15 protein-coding genes are annotated in these 14,263 nt (G+C 70.9%); 8 read left to right on the top strand and 7 right to left on the bottom strand.

Features of this window, described 5'->3' with window-relative positions; translation table 11 throughout:
- Positions 1 to 21: 21 nt before the first annotated feature.
- The 7 genes from nagZ to ABFX55_RS29530 are packed head-to-tail and all read right to left on the bottom strand — an operon-like array spanning position 22 to position 5,826.
- Positions 22 to 1,350 carry a beta-N-acetylhexosaminidase gene (gene nagZ, locus ABFX55_RS29500; protein WP_346126009.1) on the bottom strand — a complete coding sequence of 443 codons (1,329 nt, stop codon included), beginning with the start codon at positions 1,348 to 1,350 and terminating at the stop codon, positions 22 to 24.
- Between the two features lie 54 nt (positions 1,351 to 1,404).
- Positions 1,405 to 3,075 (bottom strand): phosphoenolpyruvate--protein phosphotransferase, encoded by a 1,671-nt coding sequence (ptsP, locus tag ABFX55_RS29505; protein WP_346126010.1) that lies wholly within the window; start codon positions 3,073 to 3,075, stop codon positions 1,405 to 1,407.
- Positions 3,072 to 3,329, bottom strand: coding sequence for an HPr family phosphocarrier protein (locus ABFX55_RS29510; RefSeq protein WP_346126011.1), 258 nt, complete (start codon positions 3,327 to 3,329; stop codon positions 3,072 to 3,074). The genes ptsP and ABFX55_RS29510 overlap by 4 nt, the downstream gene beginning before the upstream one ends.
- A gap of 40 nt (positions 3,330 to 3,369) precedes the next feature.
- Complete coding sequence (locus tag ABFX55_RS29515; RefSeq protein ID WP_346126012.1) at positions 3,370 to 4,014, bottom strand: HAD family hydrolase; 645 nt, start codon at positions 4,012 to 4,014, stop codon at positions 3,370 to 3,372.
- Positions 4,005 to 4,451 (bottom strand): PTS sugar transporter subunit IIA, encoded by a 447-nt coding sequence (locus tag ABFX55_RS29520; protein WP_346126013.1) that lies wholly within the window; start codon positions 4,449 to 4,451, stop codon positions 4,005 to 4,007. Before ABFX55_RS29520 ends, ABFX55_RS29515 begins: the two co-directional genes overlap by 10 nt.
- A gap of 50 nt (positions 4,452 to 4,501) precedes the next feature.
- On the bottom strand, positions 4,502 to 4,792 hold the full coding sequence (locus ABFX55_RS29525; protein WP_346131293.1) for a PTS sugar transporter subunit IIB: 291 nt from the start codon (positions 4,790 to 4,792) through the stop codon (positions 4,502 to 4,504).
- Complete coding sequence (locus ABFX55_RS29530; RefSeq protein WP_344831892.1) at positions 4,792 to 5,826, bottom strand: SIS domain-containing protein; 1,035 nt, start codon at positions 5,824 to 5,826, stop codon at positions 4,792 to 4,794. The genes ABFX55_RS29525 and ABFX55_RS29530 overlap by 1 nt, the downstream gene beginning before the upstream one ends.
- Before the next feature lie 104 nt (positions 5,827 to 5,930).
- Between ABFX55_RS29530 and ABFX55_RS29535 the strand changes: the two genes are divergently transcribed.
- The 8 genes from ABFX55_RS29535 (at position 5,931) to ABFX55_RS29570 (ending at position 14,167) form a co-directional block, all read left to right on the top strand.
- Positions 5,931 to 6,671, top strand: coding sequence for a GntR family transcriptional regulator (locus tag ABFX55_RS29535; protein WP_183649917.1), 741 nt, complete (start codon positions 5,931 to 5,933; stop codon positions 6,669 to 6,671).
- A gap of 75 nt (positions 6,672 to 6,746) precedes the next feature.
- On the top strand, positions 6,747 to 8,084 hold the full coding sequence (locus tag ABFX55_RS29540) for a PTS transporter subunit EIIC (RefSeq protein WP_346126014.1): 1,338 nt from the start codon (positions 6,747 to 6,749) through the stop codon (positions 8,082 to 8,084).
- Positions 8,085 to 8,169: 85 nt separating this feature from the next.
- Entirely contained in the window at positions 8,170 to 9,474 is a 1,305-nt protein-coding gene (locus ABFX55_RS29545; RefSeq protein ID WP_346126015.1) for a PTS transporter subunit EIIC, read from the top strand.
- A 237-nt stretch (positions 9,475 to 9,711) separates the two neighbouring features.
- Positions 9,712 to 10,182 carry an Rv3235 family protein gene (locus ABFX55_RS29550; protein WP_346126016.1) on the top strand — a complete coding sequence of 157 codons (471 nt, stop codon included), beginning with the start codon at positions 9,712 to 9,714 and terminating at the stop codon, positions 10,180 to 10,182.
- A 139-nt stretch (positions 10,183 to 10,321) separates the two neighbouring features.
- Positions 10,322 to 11,095, top strand: a complete 774-nt coding sequence (locus tag ABFX55_RS29555; RefSeq protein WP_346126017.1) for an IclR family transcriptional regulator — start codon at positions 10,322 to 10,324, stop codon at positions 11,093 to 11,095.
- Positions 11,092 to 11,970, top strand: coding sequence for a carbohydrate ABC transporter permease (locus tag ABFX55_RS29560; protein ID WP_346126018.1), 879 nt, complete (start codon positions 11,092 to 11,094; stop codon positions 11,968 to 11,970). The genes ABFX55_RS29555 and ABFX55_RS29560 overlap by 4 nt, the downstream gene beginning before the upstream one ends.
- Positions 11,967 to 12,857 (top strand): carbohydrate ABC transporter permease, encoded by an 891-nt coding sequence (locus ABFX55_RS29565; RefSeq protein ID WP_346126019.1) that lies wholly within the window; start codon positions 11,967 to 11,969, stop codon positions 12,855 to 12,857. Before ABFX55_RS29560 ends, ABFX55_RS29565 begins: the two co-directional genes overlap by 4 nt.
- 26 nt (positions 12,858 to 12,883) lie before the next feature.
- Entirely contained in the window at positions 12,884 to 14,167 is a 1,284-nt protein-coding gene (locus tag ABFX55_RS29570) for an ABC transporter substrate-binding protein (RefSeq protein ID WP_346126020.1), read from the top strand.
- Positions 14,168 to 14,263: the final 96 nt, after the last annotated feature.

Below are 14,263 nucleotides of genomic sequence, written 5' to 3' on the forward strand. Positions count from 1 at the left end.
TATCTTCCCCTGAAAGGGGGATCAGCGGGCCGCGCGCTCGATCCTGGCCGCCAGCCTGCGGTGCTCGGCCGAGCGGAGCACCTTGGCGGCCTGGGCCGCCGAGGCGACGGGGGCCGCCTTGAGGAAGCCGCGCTTCTGCCGGAGCTCGAGGAGCCTGGTCACCGACTCGTCGAGACGCTGCTGCGAGATGCGGCCCGACTTCACCGCCGCCAGCACCGCGCCGTAGGCCTTGGGCAGGCTCGGCGGCATGAGCAGCAGGTCGGCGCCCGCCAGCACGGCGCGCACGGCGACCTCGCCGTCGTTGTACTTCTTGCGCACGCCCTCCATGTTGAGCGCGTCGGTGGAGACGACGCCGTCGAAGCCGAGCTTGTCGCGCAGCAGCCCGGTCAGGATGGGCTTGGACAGCGTGGCGGGGTCGCCCGAGGGGTCGAGCTTGGGCATGACGATGTGCGCGCTCATGATCGCGTCCACGTCGGCGCCGATCGCGGCCTTGAACGGCGGCGCGTCGAGCGAGGCCCACTGGGCGCGGGTGTGCTTGATGACCGGCAGCCCCGTGTGGCTGTCGGTCCTGGTGTCGCCGTGGCCAGGGAAGTGCTTGGCCGTGGCGGCGACGCCGGCGTCGTGGAAGCCCTTGACGGAGGCGGCGACCATCTGGGCGACGCGCGAAGGGTCGTCGCCGAAGGCGCGCTTGCCGATGACCGGGTTCTTCGGGTCGATGTTGACGTCCGCCACGGGGGCGAAGTCGAGGTTGACACCGAGCGCCTTCAGCTCGGCCCCCGTGGCCTTCGCCGCTTCGCGGGCCAGGCCCGTGTTGCGCGTGGCGCCGACGACCGAGGCCCCCGGCAGGTCGGTGACCAGCGCGGACATCCGGGAGACCAGGCCGTTCTCCTGGTCGGTGCCGATCAGGAGCGGCACGCGCTTCGAGGCCTTCTGCATGCCGTTGGTCAGCGAGACCACCTGGGAGACGCTCTTGATGTTGCCGGGGAAGAGGATCACGCCGCCGAGGTGGTACTTGGCGATCACCTTGGCGGGGGTGCTCGCGCCGAACGAGGTCTGGTTGCCCTCGGCGGCGCTGTCGGCGGAGGTGCCGTTGAGCACGGGCATGAACAGCTGGCCGACCTTCTCCTCGACGCTCATCGCCGCCAGCGCCCGCCGTACGGTGTCGGGCCTGCTCCCGGCCGGCGTGGGCGACGCGGCGGCGGAGGAGGCGGGAGGGGTGGACGCGGCGGCTGGAGGAGCCACCGAACCGGCGGCCCCCGCGGCTCCCGTGCTGCCCGACGCGCCTCCGCACGCCGCCAGGGTGGCCGTCGCGATCATCAGGACGCCTGCGCTGCGGATGCCTCGAACCATGTGTCCAAACTATCGGCCGCGTGCGGGTGTTGAGGCCGACTCGTCATTCGCCCGCTACAGGCCGAGCGCCGCCAGCCGCGGAAGGGCCGCGCGGGCCGCCGCCCTCGCCCCCGCCGCCGTGCTCTGCGCCCTGGCGGCCTCGGCCGCGGCGCGGCACTGCGCCAGCGTGTGCCCAGCCAGCCCCGCCCGTACGGCAGGCAGCGAGGGAGCGCTCATCGAGAGCGTCGACACGCCCAGCCCCACCAGCACGCACGCCAGCACGGGATCGGCCGCCGCCTCGCCGCACACCCCGCACGGCCTGCCGTGCTCGCCCACGGCCGAGGCGATCAGGTCGAGCAGGGCGGGCTGCCACGCGTCCTGCAACGCGCTCAACGCCCCCACCTGGCGGTCGGCCGCGAACGTGTACTGCGCGAGGTCGTTGGTCCCGATCGAGAAGAAGTCCACGGCCGCCGCGAGATCCCCGGCCCGGAGCGCCGCCGCCGGAACCTCGATCATCACGCCCGCCGAGGTCAGCCCTCTGGCCCTGCACGCCTCGGTGAACCAGGTCGCCTCCTCCACCGTGGCCACCATGGGCGCCATCACCTGCAACTGCGCCGGCAGCCCCTCGGCCGCCCTGGCGAGCGCGTCGAGCTGCTCGGCCATGACCTCGGGATGCACCCTGAACATCCGCAGCCCCCGCTCGCCGAGCGCGGGGTTCGGCTCCTCGCCCTGGGGCGGCAGGAAGGCCAGCGGCTTGTCGGCGCCCGCGTCGAGCGTGCGGACCACGACCTTCCCTCCGGGGAAGGCCTCCAGCACGGCCCGGTAGGCCGTCTCCTGCTCGGCCCCCGTGGGCGGCTGCTTCCTGTCGAGGAAGAGGAACTCCGTGCGGTACAGCCCGACGCCTTCGGCGCCGTTGGCCAGCGCCGCCTTCACCTCGCCAGGCCCGCCGAGGTTGGCCAGCAGCGGGACGGCGTGCCCGTCGGAGGTCGCGCCAGGACCTGTCGCGGCCCTGAGCGCCTGCTCCCTGGCCTCGGAGCGCCGCCTGGCCGCGGCCACCTCACGCTCGCCGGGCTCGACGGTGACCGTGCCCGCGGCTCCGTCCACCAGCACGCGGACCCCTGGCGTCAGCCCTGTGGCGCCGCGGGCGGCCACCACCGCGGGCACGCCCATCGCTCGCGCCAGGATCGCGGTGTGGCTGGTCGGGCCGCCCTCCTCCGTGACGAACGCGGCCACGACGTCCCTGGACAGCAGCGCCGTGTCGGCGGGCGCCAGGTCCCTGGCCACCAGCACGTACGGCTCGGCCGCCACGTCTGGCACCCCTGGCATCGGGCGGCCTGTCAGCACGGCGACCGTACGGTCCCTGATGTCGTCGAGGTCGGCCGCCCGCTCGCCCAGGTAGCCGCCCGCCGAGGTCAGCAGGTCGCGGTAGGTCCCGAACGAGTCGTGGACGGCCCTCTCCGCGGCGGTGCCCCGGTCGATCAGCGCGTCGACCCCCACGGCCAGACCGGGGTCGCGGGCCATCATCGCCTGGGCGGCGAGCACGTCCTTCGCCTCGCCGCCGGCCCTGACGCCGCGCGCCTCCAGGTCGGCCGCGACCTTCTCCAGCGCGGCGTGCGCCCGCGCCTTCTCCTCGTCCGCCTCGCCCACGTAGGTGGCGCCCTCGGGGGGTTCGGGCACCGAGGCGGTCAGCACGTAGACGGGGCCGTGCCCGATGCCCGGGCTGACCCCCACCCCCGCGACGGTCATGGCGCCGATGCGATCGCGGCCAGCTCGTCGAGCAGCTCCTCCGCGCCCTCTCCCTCGGCCCTGATCACGATCGTCTCGCCCTGGCGCACGTCGAGCCCCATCACCATGAGGATGCTCTTGGCGTTGACGGGCTGGCCGCCCTGCTTGGCCACGGTGACGTCGATGTCGGCCTTCGCCGCCGCCTGCACGAACGTCGCCGCGGGTCGGGCGTGCAGGCCGACCTCCGCCTCGACGGTCACCTTGCGCTCGGCCATCGGGGATCCTCCTTGCTGTGCCGGTCCAGACCACCTGGACTCATGAAAAGGGCGGCCAGCCGACCGCGGTCAGGTCAGCGACCACGAGATCGGCGTCGGCCAGGTCCTCGCCGGCGTGGGTGGTGGCCACTCCCACGCACTTCATACCCGCCGCTTTCGCCGCGGATATCCCCGCCACCGAGTCCTCGAAGACTACGCAATCGTCCGGATCCACCCTCAGCCGGGCGGCGGCCAGCAGGAAGCCGGCGGGGTCGGGCTTGCCGACCTCGACGTCCTCGGCCGTCACGAGCACCTCGAACAGGCTCCTGACCCCGACCTGGTCGAGTCGCGTCTCGGCCCAGTCGCGCCGGGCGGAGGTCACCAGGCCGATGCGCGAGCCGTACGCCGCGACCTTGCGGACCAGCTCGGCCGCCCCTGGGACGGGTGCGACGTCGGGCAGTCCCGGGTGGTCGTCGTAGCTGAAGACCTCGGCGATCAGCTGCTCCACGTCGTGGTCGGGGAAGATCTCGGGGAGCACGTCCCTGCCCCTGCGCCCCATGAAGATGGCCACGTCGTGGTCGAGCTGGTGGTTGTCGAGGAGCATCTGCCAGATCATCCTGTTGCGCCGCTCGGTGTCGATCAGCGTGCCGTCGAGGTCGAAGAGCGCCACGGCACGGACCCTGCCCCGCTCGTCGTCTACGCCCATCGGAAGAGCTCGTCCCCCACGTGGACGGGGCCGTGGGCGACCTCGGTCACCGACTCCGCCCTGGCGTCGAGCGCCACCACGGGGCAGACGGGCGAGCGCCCGCCCGCCTCTATCACCGCGGGATCCCACTCCACGACGGGCTGGCCCGCGCTGACCCTGTCGCCCTCGGCCGCCAGCAGCCTGAAGCCCTCCCCCTTGAGCTGCACCGTGTCGATCCCCAGGTGCACCAGCACGCCCTTGCCGTCGTCCCCCACGATGACGTAGGCGTGCGGATGCAGTTTCATGATCTTTCCGTCGATCGGCGCCACAGCGTTGCCAGGCCCCCGCGCCGGGTCGATCGCCGTCCCGGGCCCGACCATGCCCGCCGAGAACACCGGATCGGGCACGGCGCCCAGCCCCACCGCGGCCCCGTCAACCGGAGCGAGAACGCTGGTCATTGGTCCCCCCTGCAGCAGAGCGCCGGCGGCGGGAATCCGCCGCCGGCGCTCTAGCCGATGATGTCCTCGATGTCGCTGGCGATCGTGTCGGCCTCGGGGCCCACCACGACCTGAACGACGTTGCCCGCGGCCATCACCCCGTGAGCCCCTGCGGCCTTGAGCACCGCCTGGTCGACCTTGGAGGCGTCGTGCACCTCGGTGCGCAGCCGCGTGATGCACGGCTCGATCTCGATGATGTTGTCCACACCACCGAGCCCGGCGATGATCGCGTTCGCGTCCGCCGCCATCTGTCCTCCCTCGTCGTTACGTCTCTGTGACCAGGCTAAACGACCGTGGACGATCAGTCGGTCTGGGTCACCTTGTTGAGGCCGCGCGGCGCGTCGGGGTCGATGCCCAGGCGCCTGGCGAGGGCTTCGGTGAGCAGCTGCCCAGGAACGATCAGGCCCATGGGGGCGACCCACTCGGGCAGGTCGGGGCCGTTCAGCGCCGCCGTACCCGCCTTGGCCAGAGCCGCGCCGCCGCCCACGGTGAAGGCCGCCGCACCCGCGCCGACCACGCGCTCGGCCAGGGCGACCGTGCCCGCCAGCGTCGGGCTGTTCTCCGCCGCGACCAGCAGCGCGGGGGTGTCCTCGTCCACGACGGCGATCGGGCCGTGCAGCAGGTCGGCGTAGGACAGGCCCATGGCGTGCAGGTAGCAGGCCTCCTTGAGCTTCAGCGCGGTCTCCAGCGCGGTGGAGAAGGCCAGGCCGCGGCCCGAGACGACCACGCCGGGCTTGTCGGCCAGGCCCTCGACGACCGCTTCGAGGTCACCGGGCTCGGCGATCAGCTTCTCGACGGCGTCGGGCACCCGCTGCAGGTCGGCGGCGTCCACGTCCGCGCCGAGCCCCAGCGCGAGGACGGCCAGCGCCGCCAGCTGCGTGGTGTAGGTCTTGGTGGCGGGGACCGCCTTCTCCTCGCCCGCCAGCGTGACCAGCGCGAGGTCGGCCGCCTGGGCGAGCGGGCTGTCCTCGCCCCCGTTGGTGATGCCGACGGTCCTGGCGCCGCACTCCTTGGCCCAGGTCAGCGTCTCCACGATCTCCTCGGTCTTGCCCGACTGGGAGATCGCGACGGCAAGCACGCCTTCGAGATCGAGTTTGCGCCTGTAGGTGGTGGCGATGGAGGGCGCGGCGAGGGCCGACAGACGGCCCGCGTGCGATTCCACCAGGTAGCGGCCGTAGACTGCGGCGTTGTCGGAGGTACCGCGCGCGATGAACAGCAACTGCCGGGTCTGCTCGCCGAGCGCCTTCACCTCGCCGACTCTGGGGAGCAAGGAGTCCAGGGTGGCCCGCAGCGCGGCCGGCTGCTCGGCGATCTCGCTGCGCATTCTCGTGGTCATCTTGTCCCCATCGCTTGACTCCTATTTCCGGCATGTGGTCTAGTCCGGACTAGACCAGTACGAACCATAGCTCATCATTCAAGGTCAGATCGAGGGGAGGATCCGTGGCGCACATCGATCCGGACAGCCCGGTGCCCAAGTACTTCCAGCTCCGCGAGATCCTGCTGGATCTCATAGACAGCAACGAGCTCAGCATCGGGGCGGCCATCCCGTCCGAACGCGAGCTCTGCCAGCGATTCGGGCTGTCGCGGATGACCGTCCGCCAGGCGGTCGACCACCTCGTCTCCGAGGGCCGCCTGCACAGGGTGCCGGGCAAGGGCACCTTCGTCGCCAGGCCGAAGATCGAGCTGGCCCTCCAGCTCACCTCCTTCACCAACGACATGCGCGCCCGCGGCCTCGAGCCCGGCTCGCGCGACCTCGACAGACGCATCGTGCGCGCGAGCGCGCACCTGGCCAAGGAGCTGGGGATCCAGCCGGGAGAGGAGGTGCACTTCATCGAGCGGCTGCGGACCGCCGACGGAGAGCCCCTGTCGATCGAGCGGGCGCACATCCCCGTCTCGCTCGCTCCCGACCTGGCCGATCACGACCTCACGGGACGCTCGCTCTACCAGCTGCTGGAGCAGCGCTACGGGATCGTCATGGACGCGGGCGAGCTGACCATCGACGGCGGCCTCGCCGATCCCAGCGACGCCGACCTGCTGAAACTGCCCAGAGGAGGGGCGGTGCTGCTGCTGCAGCGGCGCTCGTTCGCCGGCGGGGTCTGCGCCGAGCTCGGTGTCTCCACCTACCGGGCCGATCGGTACCAGTTGCGCACCATGCTGGAGATCCCCGCCCGCCGCGGCTGACCGGTTCGCACGGGTGCGGCATGCTACGTCAGGACCCCGTTCCCTTCCCCCCGACACCCCCCGGAGGAACGACCGGTGAACGACTCCGCCGCGATCCCTTCGCCGTTCGCCCGTCTCATGGCCGTGCTCCAGCGTCTGGGCCGCTCGCTCATGCTGCCCATCGCGGCCCTGCCCGCCGCGGCGCTGTTACTGCGGTTCGGCCAGCCCGACATGCTCGGCTCCAACGGCGCCGAGCCCGGCGGGCTGGCCGACGTGTCGGGCCTGACGTGGATGACGCACGTCGCCGCGGTGCTCGACGCCTCCGGCAAGGCTCTGCTGGAGAACCTGCCGCTGCTGTTCGCGGTAGGGGTGGCGATCGGGTTCGCGCGCAAGGGGGACGGCTCGACCGCGCTGGCGGCCGTGGTGGGCTACCTCGTCTTCGACCGCGTCAGCAAGGTGATGTTCTTCGACTCGGCGATCCGCGACACGGTCATGATCCACCAGGTCAAGGAGCAGGGGATCACCGAGGTCGTCAACTACGGCGTCCAGAACCCGACCAAGGTGCTCGGCGGCATCCTGATCGGACTGGTGACCGCGATCCTCTGGCAGCGCTTCTACCGCATCAAGCTGCCGTCGTGGCTGGCCTTCTTCGGCGGCCGCCGCTTCGTCCCGATCGTCACCTCGATCGCGGCGCTGGTGCTGGGCGTGCTGATCGGCTGGATCTGGCCGGTGCTCGGCGGGTGGATAGGCGAGGCGGGCAAGGCGCTGGCCGACGCGGGGGCCGTGGGCACGGGCCTGTACGGCTTCTTCAACCGCCTGCTCGTGCCGCTCGGCCTGCACCACTTCGTCAACTCGATCGTCTGGTACGTCGTGCCGGAGTGCCAGGTCGGAGGGCGAGCGCTGGCGGGCGACTGGAACTGCTACTTCGGCGGCGACCCCGACGCAGGGGAGTTCATGGCCGGGTTCTTCCCCATCATGATGTTCGCCCTGCCCGCCGCCGCCCTGGCCATCTGGCGCGCGGCGCTTCCCGGCAAGCGGAAGGCCGTCGGCGGCATCATGCTCTCGGCCGCGCTCGCCTCCTTCGTCACGGGCATCACCGAGCCGATCGAGTTCGCCTTCCTGTTCGTGGCGCCGGTGCTGCTGGTGGTGCACGCCGTGCTCACCGGGATCGCGATGGCGGTGACCACGCTGATCGGCGGGCAGCTCGGCTTCGGCTTCTCGGCGGGGCTGCTGGACATGCTGCTGAACGCGAGCAAGTCCAACACCCACAACCTCGCGGGGATCCTGGTCGTCGGGGTGATCTACGGAGCGGTGTACTACGTCGTGTTCAGCTTCCTGATCAGGCGGCTGAACATCATGACGCCTGGACGCGAGCCTGAGGTGGACGTCGACTCGGGCGAGAGCGCCGTCCCCGCCAAGCCCGCCGCCCCCTGACCTGGCGCTTCACCACAGCGTTTCCCCAGGACGGCGCGTGGTAGATATCCCGCATCCCCCGTGAGCATCTGCCGGGGGAGTCGGGATGAGCACTGCGAGCGCCGAGGGCGGCACCTCCTTCTGGTCGTCCGCGTTCGCCGTCCTGCAGCGGGTCGGCCGTTCGCTGATGATGCCCATCGCGGTCCTGCCCGCCGCCGGCCTCCTGCTCAGGTTCGGCCAGGAGGACCTGCTCGGCCGCACCGACAACGCCCTCCTCGACAAGGTGGCCGCCATCTTCGCCGCCGCGGGCGGCGCGCTCTTCGACAACCTGCCGCTGCTGTTCGCGATCGGGGTGGCCATCGGCTTCGCCAAGAAGGCCGACGGCTCGACCGCGCTCGCCGCCCTCGTCGGCTACCTCGTCTTCGACCAGGTCACCAGGCGGATGTTCTTCGACTCCTCCGCCGAAGCGGTCAAGACCAAGGTCACCCTCACCCTGGAAGACGGCTCGACGGTCATCAACCAGGCGGCCTCCTCCCAGCCGACGGGCGTGCTCGGCGGCATCATGATCGGCCTGGTCGCCGCCGTGCTGTGGCAGCGCTACTACCGGATCAGGCTCCCCAGCTGGCTCGCCTTCTTCGGCGGCCGCCGCTTCGTGCCGATCGTCACCGCCGTGACCGCGCTCGCCCTGGGCGTGATCTTCGGCCTCGTCTGGCCGCCCATCGGCACCGCGCTCACCAGCTTCGGCGACTGGCTGGCCACCCACTCCGCGCTCGGCGCCGGCGTCTACGGCGTGGCCAACAGGCTCCTGATCCCCCTCGGCCTGCACCACTTCGTCAACTCGATCGTCTGGACCGTCATCCCCGAGTGCACCGTGAACGGCGTGCAGGCGGCGGGCGACCTCAAGTGCTACGCGATCGGCCAGGACGGCGCCGGCATCTTCATGACCGGCTTCTTCCCCGTGCTCATGTTCGGCGTGCCGGGCGCGGCGCTGGCGATCTGGCGGGCGGCCCCCTCGCACAAGCGGGCCGCCGTGGGCTCCATCATGGTCGGCGGCGCGCTGACCGCGTTCGTCACGGGGATCACCGAGCCGGTGGAGTTCGCGTTCATCTTCGTCGCGCCGATGCTGTTCGTCGTCCACGCGCTGCTCACGGGCGTGTCGATGGCGCTGATGGCGGCGCTGGACACGCGGCTGGGGTTCAGCTTCTCCGCGGGCGGCATCGACATGCTGCTCAACGCCACCAAGTCCAACACGCACGGGCTGGTGCTGATCATCCTGATCGGGCTGGCCTACTTCGCCGTGTACTACCTGCTGTTCAGCTTCCTGATCCGCAGGCTCGACATCCTCACCCCCGGACGGGAGCCCGACGAGGACACCGTCCCCCCGAGCAGGGGAACCGGATCCCCGGAATGATCACGGCCGGAAGGCGTGCCGGCAACCGTCCGGAATGGATTCGGCGCGCCCCTCGAGCGACAGGGGCTCGCCGGAATCCGGCGAGAGCTGGGCGCCAACCGATCCAACTCCGCGCGATCTTCTTCGTTGATCGCCGCAAAAGCCTCCAGGGCAGCGCGAAGTTGGCGGCCGACGTATCTGGGCGTGGGACCGAAAACTCCTTATAGCGACGTTCTCACCCATGAGGTTGGAGGTTTCATGCCATCCCGGCTGCGTCCCGTTCCACTCCCCCACGTCACCCTCACCCCGGTCCCCGACCCGCCGTACGACGGGGAGCGCCGCGCCCCCGAGCCCGCCACCCACGGCTCCCTCGCTCTGGCGCCCGCCGCCCCTCGCCCCCTGGTCTGGGGGCCGCCGGGCTCCGTCCCCGACGAGCGGCACCTGCGCCACCTCGGTCAGGCGCTCGCCGAGATCCTCACCGGCCGCCGCCCTCCCGAGACCGTGGCCGACCGCCTCACCGACCGCGCCTACGCCGAACTCGTCCGGGCGGGACGGATGATCGTGACCGGCAGCCGCCCGCTCGTCGGCCGCCCCCACGTCAAGCAGCCGAAGGAGGGGGCGGTGGAGATGTGCCTGCTCATGCACTGCGGCGAGCGCCACCACGTGCTGGCCGTCCGGCTCGAGCGCCGGGGCGTCCAGTGGCTCTGCACGGATTTCGAAACCGCCTGAGCGCCCTTTATCGGAAAGCAACGCACCCAGGCCGTCGCAAGGGGTTGACTGCCTTGCAGCATGTGCGTAACCATCCCACATACCGCAAATCACATGCAATGGAGACAGGGTGGCTTCCGATCAGAGCAATAATCAGAGCGTGGAACGGGCGATCTCCGTCCTGCGGGTGTTCCTGAGCGGCCGGCCCGAGCTGCGCGTGTCGGATGTCGCCAAGGCCACGGGGCTCGGCACCTCGACCGCCTCACGACTGCTGGCCACGCTGGAGACGCTGGAGTTCGTCGAACGTGACGAGCTCAGCGGCCTGTACCGCCTGGGCACCGCGCCGATCACGCTGGGCGGGGTCGCGCTCAACCAGAACCCGGTGCACCGCGAGGCCCGCCAGGTGGCGCAGGACCTGGCGGCCACGCTGGGCCTCGGCGTGAACGTGGCGATCAGGCGCGGCGACTCCATGTTCTACCTGCTGAACTTCGAGGGCAGGCTGGCGCCCCGCTCGTTCGTGCTGACCGGGCAGCGCAAGCCCCTGTACGCCACCGGCATCGGCAAGTGCCTGCTGCTCGGCCTGAGCGCGCAGGAGCGCCGCGAGCTGCTGCCCGAGTCCTCGATGCAGCCGTTCACGCCGCAGACGCTCACCACCCACGCCAGGCTCGACGAGGAGCTGGCCGCGGTGCTCGGCCGCGGCTACGCCAGGGAGGTCGAGGAGCTGGCGTTCGGCCGCGCGTGCGTGGCCGCGCCGATCCGCGACCAGGCCCGCGAGGTCGTGGCGGCGATCTCGATCTCGGGCCCCCTGTCGGCGATGGACCTGGCCGCCAGAGAGGCCGAGCTGGCCCGCACGGTCATCGAGACGGCCGACTCCATCAGCATCGGCCTGGGTTACGTCGGCCCCGTCCACGCCTTCGCCGCGAGCCCGGCATGAGTGCCAGGAAGCTGTCCGACGGGCAGTTCGCCTGGCTGCTGATGATTCCCGGGCTCGCGCTGTTCCTCGCCATCATCGCCTACCCGCTGGTGGCGGCGCTGGTCACGGGGTTCTTCGAGCAGAGCCTCGTCCGGCCGGGCCGCGCTTTCGTCGGCCTCGCCAACTTCGCCGACGTGCTCGGCGGCGACTTCTGGCCGGTGCTGCGCAACACGCTGGTGTTCACGATCGGCGCCACGCTCATCCCCTTCGTGGTCGGCTACGCGCTGGCCCTGGCGCTCAACTCGGGCATCAGGGGCAGCGGGTTCCTGCGCGGCCTGTTCCTGTTCCCCTGGGTGATCCCCGGCGTGGTCGTCTCCTTCCTCTGGCTGTGGATCTTCAACGCCAACTACGGCGTGCTCAACGGCGTGCTTATGCAGGCAGGGTTCATCGAGTCGACGGTGTCGTGGCTCGGCCAGCCGGTCACGGCGATGATCGCGGTGATCGTCACCAAGACCTGGGCGAGCTTCCCCTGGATGATGGTGATGCTGCTGGCGGGCCTGCAGACGATGCCCAAGGAGCTGCACGAGGCGGCCTCGGTCGACGGGGCGGGCGCGGTCCGCAGGTTCAGGTCGGTCACGCTGCCGCACATGAAGGGCATCGCGGGCATCGTGCTGCTGCTGGAGTTCATCTGGAACTTCCAGCACTTCGACACGATCTACGTGCTCACCGGCGGCGGGCCGGCGGGCTCCACCAAGACTTTCGCCGTGGCCGTCTACGACACCGCGTTCAAGGGCTTCGACCTGGGTCACGCCACCGCGCTCGGCGGCCTCTGGATGCTGCTGCTGCTCGTCCTCGTCGCCTTCTACCTGCGACGCGAGACGAAGGAGAGCTCATGACCGCGACCCTGACCAGGCCCGCCTCGGTGTCACGCCGCCAGGTGAAGGCGCGGCGCAGGCCCGACCAGGTCCGCTCGCGCCTGGCCGCGTGGATCGCCGTCGTGGTCATCGGGCTGTTCGGCATGCTGCCCGTCTACTGGCTGGTCGCCACCGCGTTCACCCCCGACGACAAGGCCTTCAGCTTCCCGCCCTCGCTGTTCCCGACCGAGATCACCTTCGACCACTTCGCCAACCTCGCCAGGAACGAGCAGCTGTTCGGCTACCTGGTGAACAGCGTGATCGTCTCGGTGGTCACGGCCGTGCTGAGCGTGGTCGTGTCCGCCTACATGGCCTACGCCTTCTCCAAGTTCCGCTACAGAGGCCGCAAGTCGCTCATGCACCTGGTGCTGGCCTCACAGATGTTCCCTCAGGCGCTGCTGCTGGTGACGCTCTACGCCGTCTTCAGCGCCTCGGGGCTGCTGGGCAGCTACACGGCGCTGATCCTCTCGTTCACCACGTTCACGCTGCCGCTGTGCGTGTGGATGCTCAAGGGGATCTTCGACACGGTGCCCAGCTCGCTGATGGAGGCCGCGGCGATCGACGGGGCCTCCAGGTTGCGCACGCTGCACCAGATCGCGCTGCCGCTGGCCGCTCCCGGCCTGGTGGCGGCGGGGCTGTTCGCCTTCGTCAGGGCGTGGAACGACTTCGTCTTCGCCCTCACGCTGACCGACCCCGACCGCCAGACGCTGCCGCCCGGACTCGTGCACACCTACCTCGGGGAGTTCCAGACCGCCTGGCCCGACCTGATGGCCGCCTCGTTCGTCGTCTCGCTCCCCGTCATCGCCGCCTTCATGTTCCTGCAGCGATACCTGGTCGGCGGGCTCACGGCGGGCGCGGTCAAGGGCTGACCCTCACCCCTCTTCCTGGAGAGACCATGACAACCATGAACCGCAGGGACGCCCTGCGGATGCTCGGACTGTCCACCCTCGGCGCGACCGCCCTGGCGGCCTGCGCCCCCGACGCCTCGGGCGGCAGCGCGCCCAAGGGCGACACCGCGGCCAAGACCTTCGGCTTCACCTCGTGGTCGCTGAACGAGGAGGCCCAGAAGGGCGCCGTGCAGGCCATCGTGGACGCCTACGCCACGGCCAAGCAGGTGAAGGTCAACACCGCGTCGTTCCCCTACAACGAGTACCTCAACCAGGTGACACTCAAGCTGCGCGGCGGCCAGGTGTCGGGCGCGATCCAGCTCGACATCTCCTGGCTCGGCGCGCTGGCCGCCATGGGCAAGCTCAGGGACCTCTCGCCCCAGGCCGCCAAGGGCGGTTACACCGAGGTGGCCCGCTCCAGCGGCCAGTTCGACGGCAAGCAGCTCGGACTGCCGTGGACGACGGGCTCCATCGGCCTGATCGCCAACACCGACCTGCTGAAGAAGGCCGGTGTGGACGGCCTGCCCTCGACGATCGAGGAGTTCGAGGCCGCGCTCGCGAAGGTCGGCAAGCTCGGCGGCGGCGTGGTGCCGTACGCGGCGGCGACCAAGGCGGCCCAGCTCAAGGACATCCTGCCGTGGATGCAGACGTTCGGCAGCCCCCTGCTGAACGGCGAGGAGATCGCGGTGGGCGACGACGCCTCCGTCGCCGCCGTCGAGTGGTACAAGAAGCTGTACGACGCCAAGCTCATCGCCCCCGACGTCGACCGCTTCGACGCCCGCGCGCTGTTCGCGCAGGGCAAGGCCGCCTTCTACGACGACGCGATCATCGCGCGCGGCGTGGTGTCCAGCCAGGCGCCCGACAAGACGCTGACCGAGAAGATGGCGCCGCTGGCCAGACCGGTGCTGAAGGCGGGCGACACGCCGCGGGCGCTGCTGTGGGGGCACGTGATCGTGGTGGTGGACGGCGAGGGCGCCGACGCCGCCGCGGACTTCGCCTCCTTCGCCACCTCAGACACCGCGACCGTGGCCGGCTTCTTCGAGAAGGTGAAGCTCCCTCCGACCACCACCGCGGGCCTCGCCGACCCGAAGGTCGCGGGCGACACCTTCACCACCGACTGGACCGAGAAGATCACCAAGACGGCGACCCCGAACCCGTTCTGGCGTTACGCGGGCTACGCGCAGATCGAGAGCACGATCGCCGAGCAGGTGCAGGCCGTACTGGTCGGGCAGTCCTCGGCCAAGGAGGCGCTGGCCAAGGCGGCGGAGACGGCCAAGGGCCTGCAGAAGTAACGCTTGGAGGCCGCTCGGCAGGGGGCACGTCCACGCGGAACGGCCATTCGGCGCGGACCCCCGTGTCCTTCCGGGCGGCCCCGGCCCCAGCGCCAC

The sequence above is a fragment of the Nonomuraea roseola genome (assembly GCF_039535395.1).
Classification (GTDB): domain Bacteria; phylum Actinomycetota; class Actinomycetes; order Streptosporangiales; family Streptosporangiaceae; genus Nonomuraea; species Nonomuraea roseola.